This window comes from Pantoea sp. X-Soil-MYKO-1289 (genome assembly GCF_059730625.1).
In genome coordinates this window covers 2827723-2842619 of the sequence record NZ_AP036004.1, presented here as the reverse complement: position 1 = coordinate 2842619, position 14897 = coordinate 2827723, and the positions used below count along the sequence as shown (strand labels likewise).

At 60.0% G+C, this 14897-nt stretch carries 14 protein-coding genes; 9 read left to right on the top strand and 5 right to left on the bottom strand.

Annotation, left to right across the window (positions count from 1 at the left end):
- Complete coding sequence (gene hisP / locus AC6I7Z_RS13585; RefSeq protein ID WP_497814606.1) at nucleotides 1-774, top strand: histidine ABC transporter ATP-binding protein HisP; 774 nt, start codon at nucleotides 1-3, stop codon at nucleotides 772-774.
- An 89-nt stretch (nucleotides 775-863) separates the two neighbouring features.
- On the opposite strand, the gene AC6I7Z_RS13580 is transcribed toward hisP, so the two are convergent.
- A complete protein-coding gene (locus AC6I7Z_RS13580; RefSeq protein WP_497814605.1) occupies nucleotides 864-1811 on the bottom strand; it encodes a sugar-binding transcriptional regulator in 948 nt (315 codons plus the stop codon).
- A gap of 196 nt (nucleotides 1812-2007) precedes the next feature.
- Between AC6I7Z_RS13580 and dalD the strand changes: the two genes are divergently transcribed.
- Genes dalD through AC6I7Z_RS13565 form a run of 3 tightly spaced genes read left to right on the top strand, consistent with a single transcriptional unit; the run spans nucleotide 2008 to nucleotide 6182 of the window.
- Entirely contained in the window at nucleotides 2008-3390 is a 1383-nt protein-coding gene (gene dalD / locus AC6I7Z_RS13575; protein ID WP_497814604.1) for a D-arabinitol 4-dehydrogenase, read from the top strand.
- A gap of 12 nt (nucleotides 3391-3402) precedes the next feature.
- Nucleotides 3403-4872, top strand: a complete 1470-nt coding sequence (gene xylB / locus AC6I7Z_RS13570) for a xylulokinase (RefSeq protein WP_497814603.1) — start codon at nucleotides 3403-3405, stop codon at nucleotides 4870-4872.
- A gap of 29 nt (nucleotides 4873-4901) precedes the next feature.
- Complete coding sequence (locus AC6I7Z_RS13565) at nucleotides 4902-6182, top strand: MFS transporter (protein WP_497814602.1); 1281 nt, start codon at nucleotides 4902-4904, stop codon at nucleotides 6180-6182.
- Between the two features lie 94 nt (nucleotides 6183-6276).
- Here the strand turns inward: AC6I7Z_RS13565 and AC6I7Z_RS13560 are convergent, their stop codons facing one another.
- Nucleotides 6277-7173, bottom strand: a complete 897-nt coding sequence (locus AC6I7Z_RS13560; protein WP_497814601.1) for a TIGR01777 family oxidoreductase — start codon at nucleotides 7171-7173, stop codon at nucleotides 6277-6279.
- Nucleotides 7174-7345: 172 nt separating this feature from the next.
- On the opposite strand from AC6I7Z_RS13560, the gene yfcF reads away from it, so the two are divergent.
- Both yfcF and yfcD read left to right on the top strand, forming a co-directional pair.
- Nucleotides 7346-7987 (top strand): glutathione transferase, encoded by a 642-nt coding sequence (yfcF, locus tag AC6I7Z_RS13555; RefSeq protein WP_497814600.1) that lies wholly within the window; start codon nucleotides 7346-7348, stop codon nucleotides 7985-7987.
- A 113-nt stretch (nucleotides 7988-8100) separates the two neighbouring features.
- Nucleotides 8101-8619, top strand: coding sequence for an NUDIX hydrolase YfcD (yfcD, locus tag AC6I7Z_RS13550; protein WP_033750514.1), 519 nt, complete (start codon nucleotides 8101-8103; stop codon nucleotides 8617-8619).
- A 102-nt stretch (nucleotides 8620-8721) separates the two neighbouring features.
- Here yfcD and pta read toward each other — a convergent pair whose 3' ends face one another.
- Together pta and ackA are read right to left on the bottom strand one after the other, a co-directional pair.
- Nucleotides 8722-10866, bottom strand: coding sequence for a phosphate acetyltransferase (gene pta, locus AC6I7Z_RS13545; RefSeq protein ID WP_497814599.1), 2145 nt, complete (start codon nucleotides 10864-10866; stop codon nucleotides 8722-8724).
- Between the two features lie 67 nt (nucleotides 10867-10933).
- Nucleotides 10934-12136 carry an acetate kinase gene (ackA, locus tag AC6I7Z_RS13540; RefSeq protein WP_497814598.1) on the bottom strand — a complete coding sequence of 401 codons (1203 nt, stop codon included), beginning with the start codon at nucleotides 12134-12136 and terminating at the stop codon, nucleotides 10934-10936.
- 339 nt (nucleotides 12137-12475) lie between these two features.
- On the opposite strand from ackA, the gene yfbV reads away from it, so the two are divergent.
- The 3 genes from yfbV (at nucleotide 12476) to AC6I7Z_RS13525 (ending at nucleotide 14240) form a co-directional block, all read left to right on the top strand.
- Nucleotides 12476-12928: a terminus macrodomain insulation protein YfbV gene (yfbV, locus tag AC6I7Z_RS13535; protein WP_033750506.1), complete on the top strand. Its 453-nt coding sequence runs from the start codon at nucleotides 12476-12478 to the stop codon at nucleotides 12926-12928.
- Nucleotides 12929-13073: 145 nt separating this feature from the next.
- The gene (locus AC6I7Z_RS13530; RefSeq protein WP_497814597.1) at nucleotides 13074-13568 is read left to right on the top strand and encodes a YfbU family protein; all 495 of its coding nucleotides are present in this window, start codon (nucleotides 13074-13076) and stop codon (nucleotides 13566-13568) included.
- A 12-nt stretch (nucleotides 13569-13580) separates the two neighbouring features.
- A complete protein-coding gene (locus tag AC6I7Z_RS13525) occupies nucleotides 13581-14240 on the top strand; it encodes a sugar phosphatase (protein WP_497814596.1) in 660 nt (219 codons plus the stop codon).
- Between the two features lie 30 nt (nucleotides 14241-14270).
- On the opposite strand, the gene yfbR is transcribed toward AC6I7Z_RS13525, so the two are convergent.
- Nucleotides 14271-14870 carry a 5'-deoxynucleotidase gene (yfbR, locus tag AC6I7Z_RS13520; protein WP_497814595.1) on the bottom strand — a complete coding sequence of 200 codons (600 nt, stop codon included), beginning with the start codon at nucleotides 14868-14870 and terminating at the stop codon, nucleotides 14271-14273.
- Nucleotides 14871-14897 lie beyond the last annotated feature (27 nt).

The following is a 14897-nucleotide window of genomic DNA, read 5'->3' as shown; positions in this document are numbered from 1 at the left end:
ATGGCTGATAACAAATTAAGCGTGACCGAACTGCATAAGCGTTACGGTGACCATGAAGTATTAAAAGGGGTCTCTTTACAGGCCGATGCAGGTGACGTGATCAGCATCATCGGATCGTCGGGATCGGGGAAAAGCACCTTCCTGCGCTGTATCAATTTCCTCGAGAAGCCGAGCGAAGGCACCATTTCCGTGACCAACGAGCCGATCAACCTGGTGCGCGACACCGACGGTCAGCTTAAGGTGGCCAATAAAGAGCAGCTGCGTTCGCTGCGCACTCGCCTCACCATGGTGTTTCAGCACTTTAATCTGTGGAGCCACATGACGGTGCTGGAGAACGTGATGGAGGCGCCGATTCAGGTGCTGGGGCTGAGCAAAGCGGACGCCCGCGCCCGCGCCGTCAACTATCTCAATAAGGTCGGCATCGACGAGCGCGCGCAGGCGAAATATCCGGTGCACCTGTCGGGCGGTCAGCAGCAGCGCGTCTCCATCGCGCGCGCGCTGGCGATGGAGCCGGAGGTGCTGCTGTTCGACGAACCGACCTCGGCGCTCGATCCTGAACTGGTGGGCGAAGTGCTGCGCATTATGCAGAAGCTGGCGGAAGAGGGCAAAACCATGGTGGTGGTGACCCATGAGATGGAGTTCGCGCGCCACGTCTCCAGCCACGTTATCTTCCTGCATCAGGGCAAGATTGAAGAGGAAGGGCCGCCGGACGTGCTGTTCGGCAACCCGAAAAGCCCGCGCCTGCAGCAGTTTTTAAAGGGATCGCTGAAATAGACAGCGAACCCGTAGCGGCGCGGTTCGTTGCGCGTTGGCCAGCCATGCGGCCTTAACGTCCGCGCGAAAAATCGCGCCGCGCTCTTTAATCACTCCCGCAGCAGCGTCAGCGCGGTGTCTTCATCGGTCACCAGTCCGGAAACCCAACCCCCGTTTAGCGCGGCCTGAATTGCCGCGTATTTGCGCGCGCTGCCGGCAAATCCGATAATGTTGCGCTGCGTCTGGCTTTCCAGCAGCACGCTGGTCAGCAGCTCATCGGTTTCGCCGAAAATGCGTTCCCCTTGCTGATTGAAAAAGTGCCCCAGCATTTCGCCAGCCACGCCGCGCGCGTTGAGCGCCTTGACCTGTGCATCGGTAATAAACCCTTCGGCATTGAGCGGGCAGCCCGGCATCACTTCACCAATGCCGACAAACGCGACATCCGCCTGTAACGCACGCTGGGCTACGCGCTGGTACACCTGATGCTGCACCCACATCGCTTTATCCTGCGGCGTATCCGCGTAAAGCGGTGCCGGAATAAAGTAATACTTGCCCTGCATTTTTTCCGCCATTTTCAGCGGTACGTCGTAGCGGGTGCCGGAATCGTCGCGCGCAATCGCGCCAATCATCGAAACGCACTGATGCTGCGGGCGTTCAACCCAGGGTAGCGCATCAATGATTGAGCGCAGCGTTTTGCCGGAACCGATGCCAAACACCTGGGGCGTCTCTTCGTTGATAAACTGCGCCATCACCGCCGCGCCCTCTACGGCCAGCATTTGCTGAATCGCCGCATCATCCAGTCCGGCTGACGGCACCACGCGACACAGCGTCAGGCCGAACTTTTGCGCTATCTGGTGCGCCAGATGCAGGCAGTGGGTCACCGGATGGTCAATCTTCACGCTAACCATCCCCATCTCACGCGCGCTTGAGACCAGCCGCTGCGCCACCTGGCGCGATAAGCCCAGCGCGCGCGCAATCTCCTGCTGCGTCAGGCCCGCCACGTAATACATCCAGGCCGCCCGTGCCGCCAGCTCCTGCTTCTTCTCTTCTCTGCTCATCGCATTGTTCCGTCAAAAATCGATACGCCAGTTTATCGCGTCTTGCACCTGAAGCGTTAACTGAGCAAAAGCCCCAAAAAAGAGCAAAAGTATTAGTTGTGATGGATCTCTCAGAACGATCGCCCTGACGACGACTATGCTACGCCTTATCGGGCAAATGCCCTGAACTTTGGCAAATGTTTAATTCGAGGCGGCTATGACGATGAAATCAGTATGGATGCATATCGGCGCAGGCTCTTTTCACCGGGCGCATCAGGCGTGGTATCTGCATCAGCTACGCCAGCAGGGCGACGACAGCTGGAGCATCGCGCTCGGCAACATTCGTGGCGACGCGGTAGCGCTGCTTGACCAGCTGCAGGCGCAAAACGGCGAATATGTGCTGGAAACCGTGACGCCGGAGGGCGAGCGCGCGTATGAAACTATTACGTCGCTGCGCACGATTCTGCCGTGGGACGCGGAAATCAGCGCGCTGGTGGCGCAGGGCGCCAGCGCTCACACCAAGGTCATCGGCTTTACCGTGACCGAAGCTGGCTACTATCTGACACCTGAACATGAACTCGATCTCAGCCAGCCAGACATCCAGGCCGATCTTCGCGGTGAAGTGCGCACCATTTACGGCGCGCTGGCACGCATTCTGCGCCAGCGCGTGGCCAGCGGCGGTGCGCCGGTCACGCTGCTCAACTGCGATAACCTGCGCCACAACGGCGAACGCTTCCGTCACGGCCTGCTGGCATTTCTTGCCGCGCAGGGCGACAGCGCGCTGGCCAGTTGGGTGCGTGATAACACCACCTCGCCCAATACCATGGTTGACCGCATCACGCCGCGTCCGACGCCGGATGTTGCCACGCGCGTCAAAGCGGCTACCGGCAAAGACGATGGCGCGGCGGTTATGGCGGAATCCTTTATCCAGTGGGTGATTGAGGATGATTTCATTGCCGGACGCCCGGCGCTGGAAAACGTGGGCGTCGAGCTGGTGACATCGGTGCTGCCCTGGGAAGAGGCGAAAATACGCATTCTTAACGCCACGCACGCAGCGATAGCCTGGGCCGGCACGCTTACCGGGCATGACTATATTGATGACAGCACGCGCCAGCCTGCGATTTATCAGCTGGCTTACCACTACATCACCCAGGATGTGATTCCGTCGCTGTCACCCAGCCCGCTGGATCTGGCGGATTATCGCGACGTGGTGCTGGCACGCTTTAGCAATCCCTACATTAAAGATACCAACCAGCGCGTCGGTGCCGACGGGCTATCGAAAATCCCGGGCATGGTGACGCCCACGCTGCGCGAGTGCTATCAGCGCGGCGCAGAACCCACGGCCACCGCCGTGCTGCCGGCGCTGTTCTACCTGTTTCTGCAACGCTGGGCCCGCGGTCAGCTGCCGTACGCTTATCAGGATGGGGTGCTTGACGCCGACGCGCTGCGCCAGCAGCTGGCCGGTGAAAATGCGCTGCAGAGGTTTCTCAGCGACACGGCGCTGTTTGCTGAACTGGCCGACGATCGCGCCTTTCATGCGCTGGTGACGCGCAGCGTAAACGCCATAGAGCAGCAGCTGCTGCAGCCCGCGACGGTGTAAGGAGCGCACATCATGTATCTCGGTATTGATATTGGCACCTCTGAACTCAAAGCGCTGATTCTGAACCCGCAGGGCGAGATCGTGGCGTCGAATCACGTCACGCTCAGCGTGCAGCGCCCGCATCCGCACTGGGCGGAACAGGATCCCGAGCGCTGGTGGCAGGCCTGTTGCCAGGCGCTCGCCGGGCTGCGCCAGCAGGTACCGGAAGCATGGGCCGCGATTCGCGCCATCGGTCTCTCGGGTCAGATGCACGGCGCGGTGCTGCTGGATGCGGCCGGAGTGGTGCTGCGACCGTGCATTTTGTGGAACGATACGCGCAGCGCGGCGCAGTGTGATGCGCTGCGTCAGCAATATCCGCAGATGATGCAGATCGCCGCCAACCTGATTATGCCCGGCTTCACCGCGCCGAAACTGCGCTGGGTGGCTGAACATGAGCCGGAAATATTTCGCCGCATCGATAAGGTATTGCTGCCGAAGGATTACCTGCGCTGGCGACTGACCGGGCGCTTTGTCAGCGAGCCGTCAGATGCCGCCGGCACGCTATGGCTGGATGTGGCGCAGCGCGACTGGTCCGACGAACTGCTGGCGATCAGCGGGCTGACGCGCGCGCAGATGCCCGAACTGGTTGAGGGCAGTGCGATCAGCGCCACGCTGCGCGCCGATCTGGCCAGCGAATGGGGCCTGGCGGCCGGGGTACGCCTCGCTGGCGGCGGCGGCGACAATGCGGCGTCGGCGGTAGGCGTCGGCGCGGTCAACGCGGGCGATGCCTTTATCTCTCTCGGCACCTCGGGCGTGATCTTTGTAGTGAACGATCGGCTGCGCGCCGATCCGCAATCCGGCGTGCACGCCTTCTGCCATGCCTTGCCGGGACGCTGGCACCAGATGAGCGTGATGCTCAGCGCCGCCAGCTGTCTGCGCTGGCTGTGTAATCTGCTTTCGGTGACGGAAAGCCAGCTGATGGACGAAATGGCGCAGCTCAGCGCGGAACAGCTGCGGCAGGCGCCGCTATTTCTGCCTTATCTTTCCGGCGAACGCACGCCGCACAACGATCCGCACGCGACCGGCGCATTTTTCCATTTACGCCACGAAACGCCACGTGCGCTGCTCGGCTATGCGGTGATTGAGGGCGTAGCCTTTGGTCTGGCGGATGGTCTGGCGGTGCTGGGCGATACGCAGCAGCAGATTCAGCAGTGCAGCCTGACCGGCGGCGGCGCGCGCAGCACGCTGTGGGCGCAACTGATTGCCGACGTGCTGCAACTGCCAATAGTGACCCATCCGGCCAGCGCTTCGGGCGCGCTGGGCGCCGCGCGGCTGGCGTGGTTAGCGGATGGCGGCCGCGAGGCAGAAGTGTGCCTGAAGCCGGCGGTGCAGGCGCGCTATCAGCCCGATGCGGCGCGGGGAGCGGTGCTGCAGCAGCGTCTGCGCTTGTTCCGTGAACTCTATGTACAACAACAGCAGGCGCGCGCGTTGCTGCCTGCCTGATCGGATTAGCGAACGGAAGGAAGATTGTCATGCAATCGAATGAATACTGGTTTGGCTTACCGAAAAAGATGTTATGGGGATTCCTGGCTATCGCGATTTTTATGGCGGGCGACGGCTTCGAAATGGCCTTTTTGTCGCGCCACATCACGGACATGGGCTTTTCTCCGGCCCAGTCTGCAGTGGTGTTTACTTTTTATGGCCTCGCCGCCGCGCTGGCCGCGTGGGCTTCTGGCGTAGTGGCGGAGCTGATAACGCCGCTGCGCGCCATGATGATTGGCTTTATGCTGTGGATCGTCATGCATGCGCTGTTTATGTCGCTGGGGCTCGGGCTGCGTAACTATCCGCTGATGGTGCTGTTCTACGGCATCCGCGGCCTGGCCTATCCGCTTTTTATCTATTCGTTCATGATGATGCTGGTGCAGGTGCTGCCGCGTGACAAGCTGGCCGCCGCTACCGGCTGGTTCTGGGCGATGTATTCCGTGGGCATTGGCGTGGTAGGCAGCTACCTGCCGAGTCTGACCATCCCGATGCTGGGTGAAACCGGCACCCTGTGGCTGGCGATTGCCTGGGTCGCCTGCGGCGGCGTGTTGGCCTACTTCAGCCTGCGCAACGTCCCGGTTGACCGTTCACGCGTTAATCTGCCGCTGCGCGATAAGATGACCGAGATGTCGCGCGCGGTGACTATCTTGTTCACCAATCAGCATGTGTTTTACGCCTGCCTGATCCGTATCATCAATACGCTGTCGCTGTTTGGTTTTGCCATCATTATGCCGCTTCTGTTTGTCGATCGGCTGGGCTTTACCCTCTCCGAATGGCTGCAGATTTGGGCGGTGTTCTTCTTTGTCACCATCTTTACCAATATTTTCTGGGGGATTACCGGCGAGAAGCTGGGCTGGATCCGGCAGGTGCGCTGGTTCGGCTGCCTCGGTATGGCGATCTCCAGCCTGGCATTTTACTACCTGCCGCTGTATGCCGGGCATAACTTCTGGGTGGCGCTGATTCCGGCCGTGATGCTGGGGATTTTTGTCGCCGCCTTTGTGCCGATGACGGCGGTGTTCCCGACGCTGGAACCGCAGCATAAAGGCGCGGCGGTGTCGATTTACAACCTGTCAGCCGGGCTGAGTAACTTTGTTGCGCCAGCGATTGCCTCACTGCTGCTGCCGTTCTTCGATATCGTGGGCGTGGTGTGGGCCTATACCGCGCTTTACCTGTTCGCCGGCGTGCTGACCTTTATCATCCGCGTGCCGCAGCCAGGGCACACGCGGCAGGCATCGGCAGTGAAATCCTCCATTGCGCAGCAGCGCAGCTGAGGCTGCCGTACCGACAGCGGCCGCTGTCGGTACGGCATGGCCGACCAGAAAACGTTAATCCTGCTGTCTGCCGTTGCTTAAATGAACGCGCGCGTTAGCCGGCTACATCCTGCAGCGCCTCCTGCAAATCGTACCAGCGAAAGCCGAAGCCGGAAGCCTCCAGCCGCTTCGGCAGCACATGCTGCCCGCCCAGCACCAGCACCGCCGATTCGCCCATTATCATTTTGATGGCGCTGGCGGGGGTGCGCATAAAGGCCGGGCGATGCATCACATGGCCGAGCGTGGCGGCGAACTGCTCATTGCGCACCGCGTAAGGCGCCACCATATTGAACGGACCGCTCAGATCGTCGCGATCCAGCAGCCAGAGAATGGCGTTGACCATATCGTCGATATGGATCCACGGCAGATACTGTTTGCCGCTGCCAACAGGACCGCCGACGCCGAGCTTGAACGGCAGCTTCATTTTGCTTAACGCGCCGCCTTCGCTGGCCAGCACCACGCCGGTGCGCAGCAGGCAGACGCGGGTGCGCTCGCTCTCGGCGCTCAGCGCCAGCTGCTCCCAGCGCGCGCAGAGGCTGTGGGTGAACTCATCCTGGCCCTGATCCTCTTCCGTCAGCACCAGCTCGCCGGTGTCGCCGTAGTAGCCGGTCGCCGACCCGGAGATCAGCACGCGCGGCGGCGCGTGGCTGGCGTTGATCAGCGAAGCGATACGCTCGGTGATCTGCCAGCGGCTTTCGCACAGCCGCTGCTTCTGCTGTTCGGTCCAGCGCTTGTCGGCGATGGGTTCGCCAGCCAGGTTAATGACCGCGTCCACCCCGTCGAGATTTTGCTGCTGCGCCAGCCCTGACCAGAGCGCGACGCGCGCGTCGAGCTTCTCGCGCGCGGCGGCGACATCGCGCGTGACCACGCTGACCTGATGCCCCAGCGTCAGCAGGCGAGGAATAAGATGGCGGCCGATTAGCCCGGTTCCGCCGGTCATAAGTATGTGCATCTCGCGTCTCCTTATCATTTTTCTGATACGCACTGTTTCAGCATAGAAGAAGCGCGGCCGCGCGCTGCCGGACTGCATCGCGCTTTGAGAAGATCGGACCAGCCGGACATTGCTTTGCGCCAAGAAAGTCGGTAAATATCAGGCTACCCGGATAAGCCAGTTGAGGTAGCAGATGAATTACCCGTCCATCACCCTGTGGTCTGATTCATCATTTTTTAGTCCTTACGCCATGTCGGTTTACGTCGCGCTGACGGAGAAGGGCATTCCTTTTTCGCTGAAACGCGTCGATCTTGCGCAAAATCAGCAGTTCAACAGCGACTATCGCGCGCTGTCGCTCACCTGTCGCGTGCCGACGCTGCAGATTGACGATTTCGTGCTGAGCGAATCCTCTGCTATCGCTGAATATCTGGAAGAGCGTTTTCCTGCGCCCGAGTTCGAGCGCCTCTATCCGCGCGATCGCGAGAAGCGCGCGCGGGCGCGTGAAGTGCAGGCGTGGCTGCGCAGCGATTTTTTACCCATTCGTCAGGAGCGGCCAACGGAGGTGTTATTCGCCGGCGAGCGTTTCCCGCCGTTGAGCGCGCAGGCGGCGCAGGCGGCGGAGAAGCTGATTGCGGCGAGTCTGCGTTTGCTGCCGGACAAGCAGCAGAATCTGTTCGGCGAGTGGTCCGTTGCCGATACGGATTTAGCGGTGATGCTGAATCGTCTGGCGCTGCACGGCGACGCGCTGCCGGATAAGCTCAGGGAATATGCTGAATTTCAGTGGCAGCGCGCCTCGGTGCAGCTCTGGCTGGCGGAAAGCGGCAAACAACGATAGATTGCGCCGCTTGCTCAGGCGAGCGGAAGTGATTACCTTACAGCACACTATAACAACGACGTGGCAATCAGGCGCGTGTCGCACGGCACGCCAGAACAAAAAAGGGTTACCGGATGGTGGATCAAACCGCGGGCGACGCTATCGAGTGGGTCGATATCGTTAATGAAGAGAATGAAGTGATTGCGCAGGCGACGCGTGCGCAGATGCGCGCGCAGCGTATGCGCCATCGCGCCACCTATATCGTGGTGCATGACGGCGCAGGCAAGATTCTGGTGCAGCGCCGCACCGAGACCAAAGACTTCATGCCCGGCATGCTGGACGCCACCGCGGGCGGCGTGGTGCAGAGCGGCGAAGATCTGCTGGAGTCGGCGCGCCGCGAAGCGGAGGAGGAGCTGGGCATTGCCGATGTGCCTTTCGCCGAGCACGGCAAGTTCTACTTCGAAGATGAGCATGTCCGCGTCTGGGGCGGATTGTTCAGCTGCGTCTATCACGGCCCGTTCGCCATGCAGGAAGAGGAGGTGGACGAGGTGTTCTGGATGACCCCCGATGAGATCACCGCGCGCTGCGATGAGTTCACCGATGATTCGCTAAAGGCGCTGTCGCTGTGGCTGACGCGTAACGGCGACGCTTAAAAATAGTTGGTTAAAAAAAAACGCCCGTCCGGGCGTTTTTTTGTTTTTGCGGCCAGTGGTGCCTGTGCTGTTCAGCCGCGGGCACATTACCCGCACGCAGGCTTAGCCTTCCGCCTGCTGCGACTGAATCGCGGTCAGGGCGATGGTGTAGACGATATCGTCGACCAGCGCGCCGCGCGACAGATCGTTAACCGGCTTGCGCATACCCTGCAACATCGGGCCGATAGAGATCAGATCCGCCGAACGCTGCACCGCTTTATAGGTGGTGTTGCCGGTGTTGAGATCCGGGAAGATAAACACCGTGGCGCGACCGGCGACCGCCGAGTTCGGCGCTTTGGATTTGGCCACATCTTCCATAATCGCCGCGTCATACTGCAGCGGACCGTCGATCACCAGATCCGGACGTTTCTCCTGCGCGATACGCGTCGCTTCGCGCACTTTTTCCACGTCGCTGCCCGCGCCGGAGGTGCCGGTGGAGTAGGAGATCATCGCCACGCGCGGTTCGATGCCGAACGCATGGGCGGAGTCGGCAGACTGAATGGCGATTTCCGCCAGCTGTTCCGCGGTCGGATCCGGGTTGATGGCGCAGTCGCCATACACCAGCACCTGCTCCGGCAGCAGCATAAAGAACACCGAGGAGACCAGCGAGCTGTTCGGCGCGGTCTTGATCAGCTGCAGCGGCGGGCGAATGGTATTGGCGGTGGTGTGCACGGCGCCTGACACCAGGCCGTCCACTTCGCCGCTCTCCAGCATCATGGTGCCGAGCACCACGTTGTCTTCCAGCTGCTCCTGCGCCACCACTTCGGTCATGCCTTTGCTCTTACGCAGCTCGACCAGACGCGGTACATAGTTGTTGCGAACCACGTCGGGATCGACAATTTCAATGCCTTTGCCCAGTTCGACGCCCTGTGCGGCGGCAACGCGCTGGATCTCATCGGGATTGCCCAGCAGCACGCAGGTCGCGATGCCGCGCTCGGCGCAGATAGCGGCGGCTTTGACGGTGCGCGGCTCATCGCCTTCCGGCAGCACGATGCGTTTGCCCGCTTTGCGCGCCAGCTCGGTGAGCTGATAGCGGAAGGCCGGCGGCGACAGGCGACGACTGCGTTCGGAGGTCGCGGTCAGCGATTCGATCCAGTCGGCGTTGATATAGCTGGCGACATACTCCTGCACTTTTTCTACGCGCTGGGTATCGTCGCTTGGCACTTCCAGGTTGAAGCTCTGCAGGCTGAGCGAGGTTTGCCAGGTGTTGGTCTTCACCATAAAGACCGGCAGGCCGGTCTGGAAGGCGCGCTCGCACAGCTTCGCGATACGGTTGTCGATCTCGTAGCCGCCGGTCAGCAGGATGGCGCCGATCTCTACGCCGTTCATCGCGGCCAGGCAGGCGGCCACCAGCACGTCGGGACGGTCTGCGGAGGTCACCAGCAGCGAGCCGGGACGGAAATGCTCCAGCATATGCGGCAGGCTGCGCGCGCAGAAGGTCACCGACTTAACGCGGCGCGTAGCGATCTCGCCTTCGTTAATCACTTCGGCATGGAGATGGCGGCACATATCGATGGCGCGCGTGGCGATCAGATCGAAGCTCCAGGGCACGCAGCCCAGCACCGGCAGCGGGCTGTCGGCGAACAGCTGTTTCGGATCGATATTGGCGACGCTTGCTTTGGTGGAGTCGTCGAAAATTTCCGACAGATCCGGGCGCGTGCGGCCCTGCTCATCAACCGGCGCGTTCAGCTTATTGATGATGACGCCGGTAATGTTTTTGTTCTTGCTGCCGCCAAAGCTGCTTTGCGTCAGTTCGATGCGCTCTTTCAGCTGGGCGGGAGAATCGTTGCCCAGCGCCATGACAAACACGATCTCGGCGTTAAGCGTCTTGGCGATCTCATAGTTGAGCGCGTTGGCGAACTGATGCTTACGCGTCGGCACCAGGCCTTCAACCAGCACCACTTCCGCATCTCGGGTGTTTTCGTGGTAGCGCGCGATGATCTCTTCCATCAACACGTCCTGCTGGTTAGCGCCCAGCAGCGATTCGACGCGCGACATCTTGAGCGGATCGGCAGCGGGAATCGACGAGTTCTTACGGATGATCATCGTGGTCTGGTCCGGCTTATCGCCGCCAGCGCGCGGCTGCGCGATAGGTTTGAAGACGCTAAGACGAACGCCTTTACGCTCCATGGCACGAATAACGCCGAGGCTGACGCTGGTCAGGCCGACGCTGGTGCCGGTAGGAATAAGCATGATTGTACGTGACACGTTTGAACCTCGCTTTAGGTAGTGTCAAAAACAACGCCGTCAGCCGAAGCTGACGGTGAAGGAAACATCAGGCGGTCAGACGCGCCGCATCCTGGGCGATCACCAGCTCTTCATTCGTGGGGATGACAATCGCCGGGCGGGTGCCTTCTTTATTAATAAAGCCGGATTTGCCGAAGCGCGCCGCCAGGTTGCGCTCATGATCGACCTCAAAACCGAGCAGGCCCAGCTTTTTCAGCGACAGCTCGCGGACCATCGCCGCATTTTCGCCGATGCCGCCGGTAAAGATCACCGCGTCCAGACGGCCTTCCATCATGGCGCTGTAGCTGCCGATGTATTTTGCCAGACGATGGCAGAAAACATCCATGGCGCGCTTCGCGTCCTCTTTGGTTTCGTAGTTTTCTTCGACGTAGCGGCAGTCGCTGGTGACCTCGGTCAGGCCCAGCAGGCCGGACTCTTTGGTCAGCAGCTTGTTAATGGCGTCGACGCTCATGCCCAGCGTATCGTGGAGATAGAAGACGATCGCCGGATCGATGTCGCCGCTGCGGGTACCCATCACCAGGCCTTCCAGCGGCGTCAGACCCATTGAGGTATCGACGCATTTACCGTTACGCACCGCCGCCACCGAGGCGCCGTTGCCGAGGTGGCAGGTAATAATGTTGAGTTCGTCGACCGGTTTGTTCAGCATTTTTGCTGCTTCGTGCGTGACGTAGTAGTGGCTGGTGCCGTGCGCGCCGTAGCGGCGAACGCCGTGCTCTTTATAGAGACGGTAGGGCAGGGCGTAGAGATAGGACTCTTCCGGCATAGTCTGATGGAAAGCGGTGTCGAAAACCGCCACATTCTTGTCGGAAAGGTGCGGGAAGTTTTTCATCGCCTCTTCGATGCCGATCAGATGCGCCGGATTATGCAGCGGCGCGAAAGAGGCGTTATCTTTAATACCCTGCACCACGGCGTCGGTAATAATGACCGATTCCGTCAGCTGCTCGCCGCCATGCACGATGCGATGACCAATTGCAGCAATTTGTGCCGACAGCTCTGGTTTTTGTGCCAAAATAGATTTAACAATGAAATTCAGGGCTTCGCTGTGTGCGGCGCCGGCGCCCAGAGGGGATTCGTGTTTTTCTCCGTCCAGTTTCCATTTAATGCGCGCTTCCGGAAGATGGAAGCATTCAGCCAGGCCGGACAGGTATTCCTCTCCGCTGGCGGCATTCAGGATGGCGAACTTCAGTGAAGAGCTGCCGCAGTTCAGAACCAGTACTAACTTACTCGACATGGAAGTACCTATTTGTTAAAAGTGGCTAAAAAAAAGGCAATCAGACTATCAGCGTAGTCCATGAATGCGGGGAGCTTAATCATAACTCCGTTGCGCTAGTCAAAATGTTGCTTCTCCGCAAAAAAATTTCGGTAATTTTACGCAAATTTTTGAAATTTGCTTAGCGAAAGCTGGCCGCTACGTTTGTGATTTACGTTTTTAGCCGCTTCCAGTAGGTTATTGAGGCGGGGTCAGAATAGCGAGACTGCCCTTTAAAGACAAAAATTTTTGAAGGATGTCACGTAAAGTTGTGTAGTTATAAAATAATTTTATTTTTTGCAGTTTTAGTTGAGGTCCGCCATGGCGAATGATTCTGGCAATACTGGCTGGTTCCGTATTTTTCAAAACGGCCAGCACTATATGAAGACCTGGCCGAATGACAAACGCCTCGCGCCGATCTTTCCTGAAAACCGCGTCTCGAGCGTGACCCGTTTCGCCATCCGCTTTATGCCGCCGCTGGCGGTGTTTACGCTGAGCTGGCAAATCGCGCTGGGCGGACAGCTGGGCCCGGCAGTCGCTACCGCGCTCTTCGCCTGCAGTTTGCCGATGCAGGGGCTGTGGTGGCTGGGCAAACGCTCGGTGACGCCGCTGCCGCCTACGCTGCTGCACTGGTTCCATGAAGTGCGCGCCCGCCTGGAAGAAGCGGGTCAGGCGATTGCGCCGGTCGAGGGCAAGCCGACCTATCAGGCGCTGGCCGACCTGCTGAAGCGGGCATTCAAGCAGCTGGATCGCACCTTCCTCGACGATCTTTGATCGACCGCCTTTTTCCCGCTGAGAGAATTTGTCGCTCGACCGGGTCTAAATCAAAGAAAAGTGATGCGGGCATACCCGCATCACCCGCCTTATGCCACTATTTTCCGTCTAATACTTGAGCGGCCTGTCGGCCCAGGAGCCTACGATGGAAATGACCCACGCGCAGCGTCTGATTCTCTCTAACCAGTACAAAATGATGGCCATGCTGGAGCCGGACAACGCAGAGCGCTATCGTCGCTATCAGACCATTATCGAGCGCGGCTACGGACTACAGATGCGCGAGCTGGATAAAGAGTTCGGCGAACTGACGGAAGAGACCTGCCGCACCATTATCGACATTATGGAGATGCACCATGCGCTGCACGTCTCCTGGTCGAATCTTGGCGATAAAACCTCGCTGGACGAACGCCGTCTCGCTTTTCTCGGCTTTGATGCCGCCACGGAAGCGCGCTATCTCGGCTACGTGCGCTTTATGGTCAATACCGAAGGGCGCTATACCCACTTTGATTCCGGCACGCACGGCTTCAATGCGCAGACGCCGATGTGGGAAAAGTATCGACGTATGCTGGCGGTGTGGCACACTTGTCCGCGTCAATATCATCTGAGCGCGACGGAAATCGCGCAGATTATTAACGCCTGACGGGAGCGTCTTGTGACCTATAGCGGTTTTTTATTTGATCTGGATGGCACGCTGGTGGATTCGCTGCCTGCGGTAGAGCGCGCGTGGAGCAACTGGGGCGCGCGGCACGGCATTGCGGCCGAGGAGATCCTGAGTTTTATTCACGGCAAGCAGGCGATCGCCTCGCTGCGCCATTTTATGGCGGGCCAGCCGGAAGCGGCGATTCAGGCGGAGTTTCGCGCGCTGGAGCAAAACGAAGCGCAGGATACCGACGGCGTGCGGGCGCTGCCGGGCGCGCATGCGCTGCTGACGCGCCTGAATGCGCTGCAGATCCCCTGGGCTATCGTGACCTCCGGCTCGGTGCCGGTGGCGCACGCGCGCCATAAGGCCGCCGGACTGCCGCTGCCGTCGGTCTTTATCACCGCCGAGCAGGTGGAGAAGGGCAAACCCGCGCCGGATCCCTACCTGCTCGGCGCGGAAAAACTGGGGCTGGCGGCGGAAAGGTGCGTGGTGGTTGAGGATGCGCCTGCCGGCATTCTCTCTGGGCTAGACGCCGGCTGCGCCGTGATTGCTATCAACGCGCCCGCCGATACGCCGCGCCTCGGCGAAACGCTGATGCAGCTTAATTCGCTGGCGGCGCTGCGGGTCACGCCGCAGGCTGAAGGCGGCTTCTCCCTGCATCTGCAAAGCTGAGCGCAACCGGCGGCGCGAGACGCCGCCGCGTTACAGCGGAGAATCCTGCGAGATCTCATCCAGCGACAGGCTGAAGCTGGGAATAAACACCTCGACGAAATAGTCCATTTCCGGCGAGCGACGCTGGTGCAGCGTTTTCTCCAGACGCGCCTTGGCCAGCAGGAACTCGTTATTGCCGGCCGACAGCTCCTCAAGACACTTCAGGTAGGCGCAGAGCGCGTCCGCCTGCTTCACCACCGACTGCTCCTCTTCGCTGTGCTGATGCTCGTCAAGCAGCGGACGGTAAACCTCCTGCAGCTCTTCCGGCAGCATCTCGATCAGCTTCTGCTGGGCGATCTTCTCAATCTTTTTATATTCATGGGCGATTTGCGCGTTGTAATACTTCACCGGTGTCGGCAGATCGCCGGTAAGCACTTCGCTGGCGTCGTGATAAAGCGCCAGCATCGCGATGCGATCGGCGTTGAGCGCGCCGCTGAATTTTTTGTTTTTAATCACGGCGAGCGCATGCGCCACCATGGCGACCTGCAGGCTGTGCTCCGACACGTTTTCGGTGCGCACGTTGCGCATCAGCGGCCAGCGGTTGATCAGTTTAAGGCGGGAAAGATGGGCGAAAAAGTGGCTTCGAGTCATGCGTTATCCTGTCAGCAACGGGGGAAG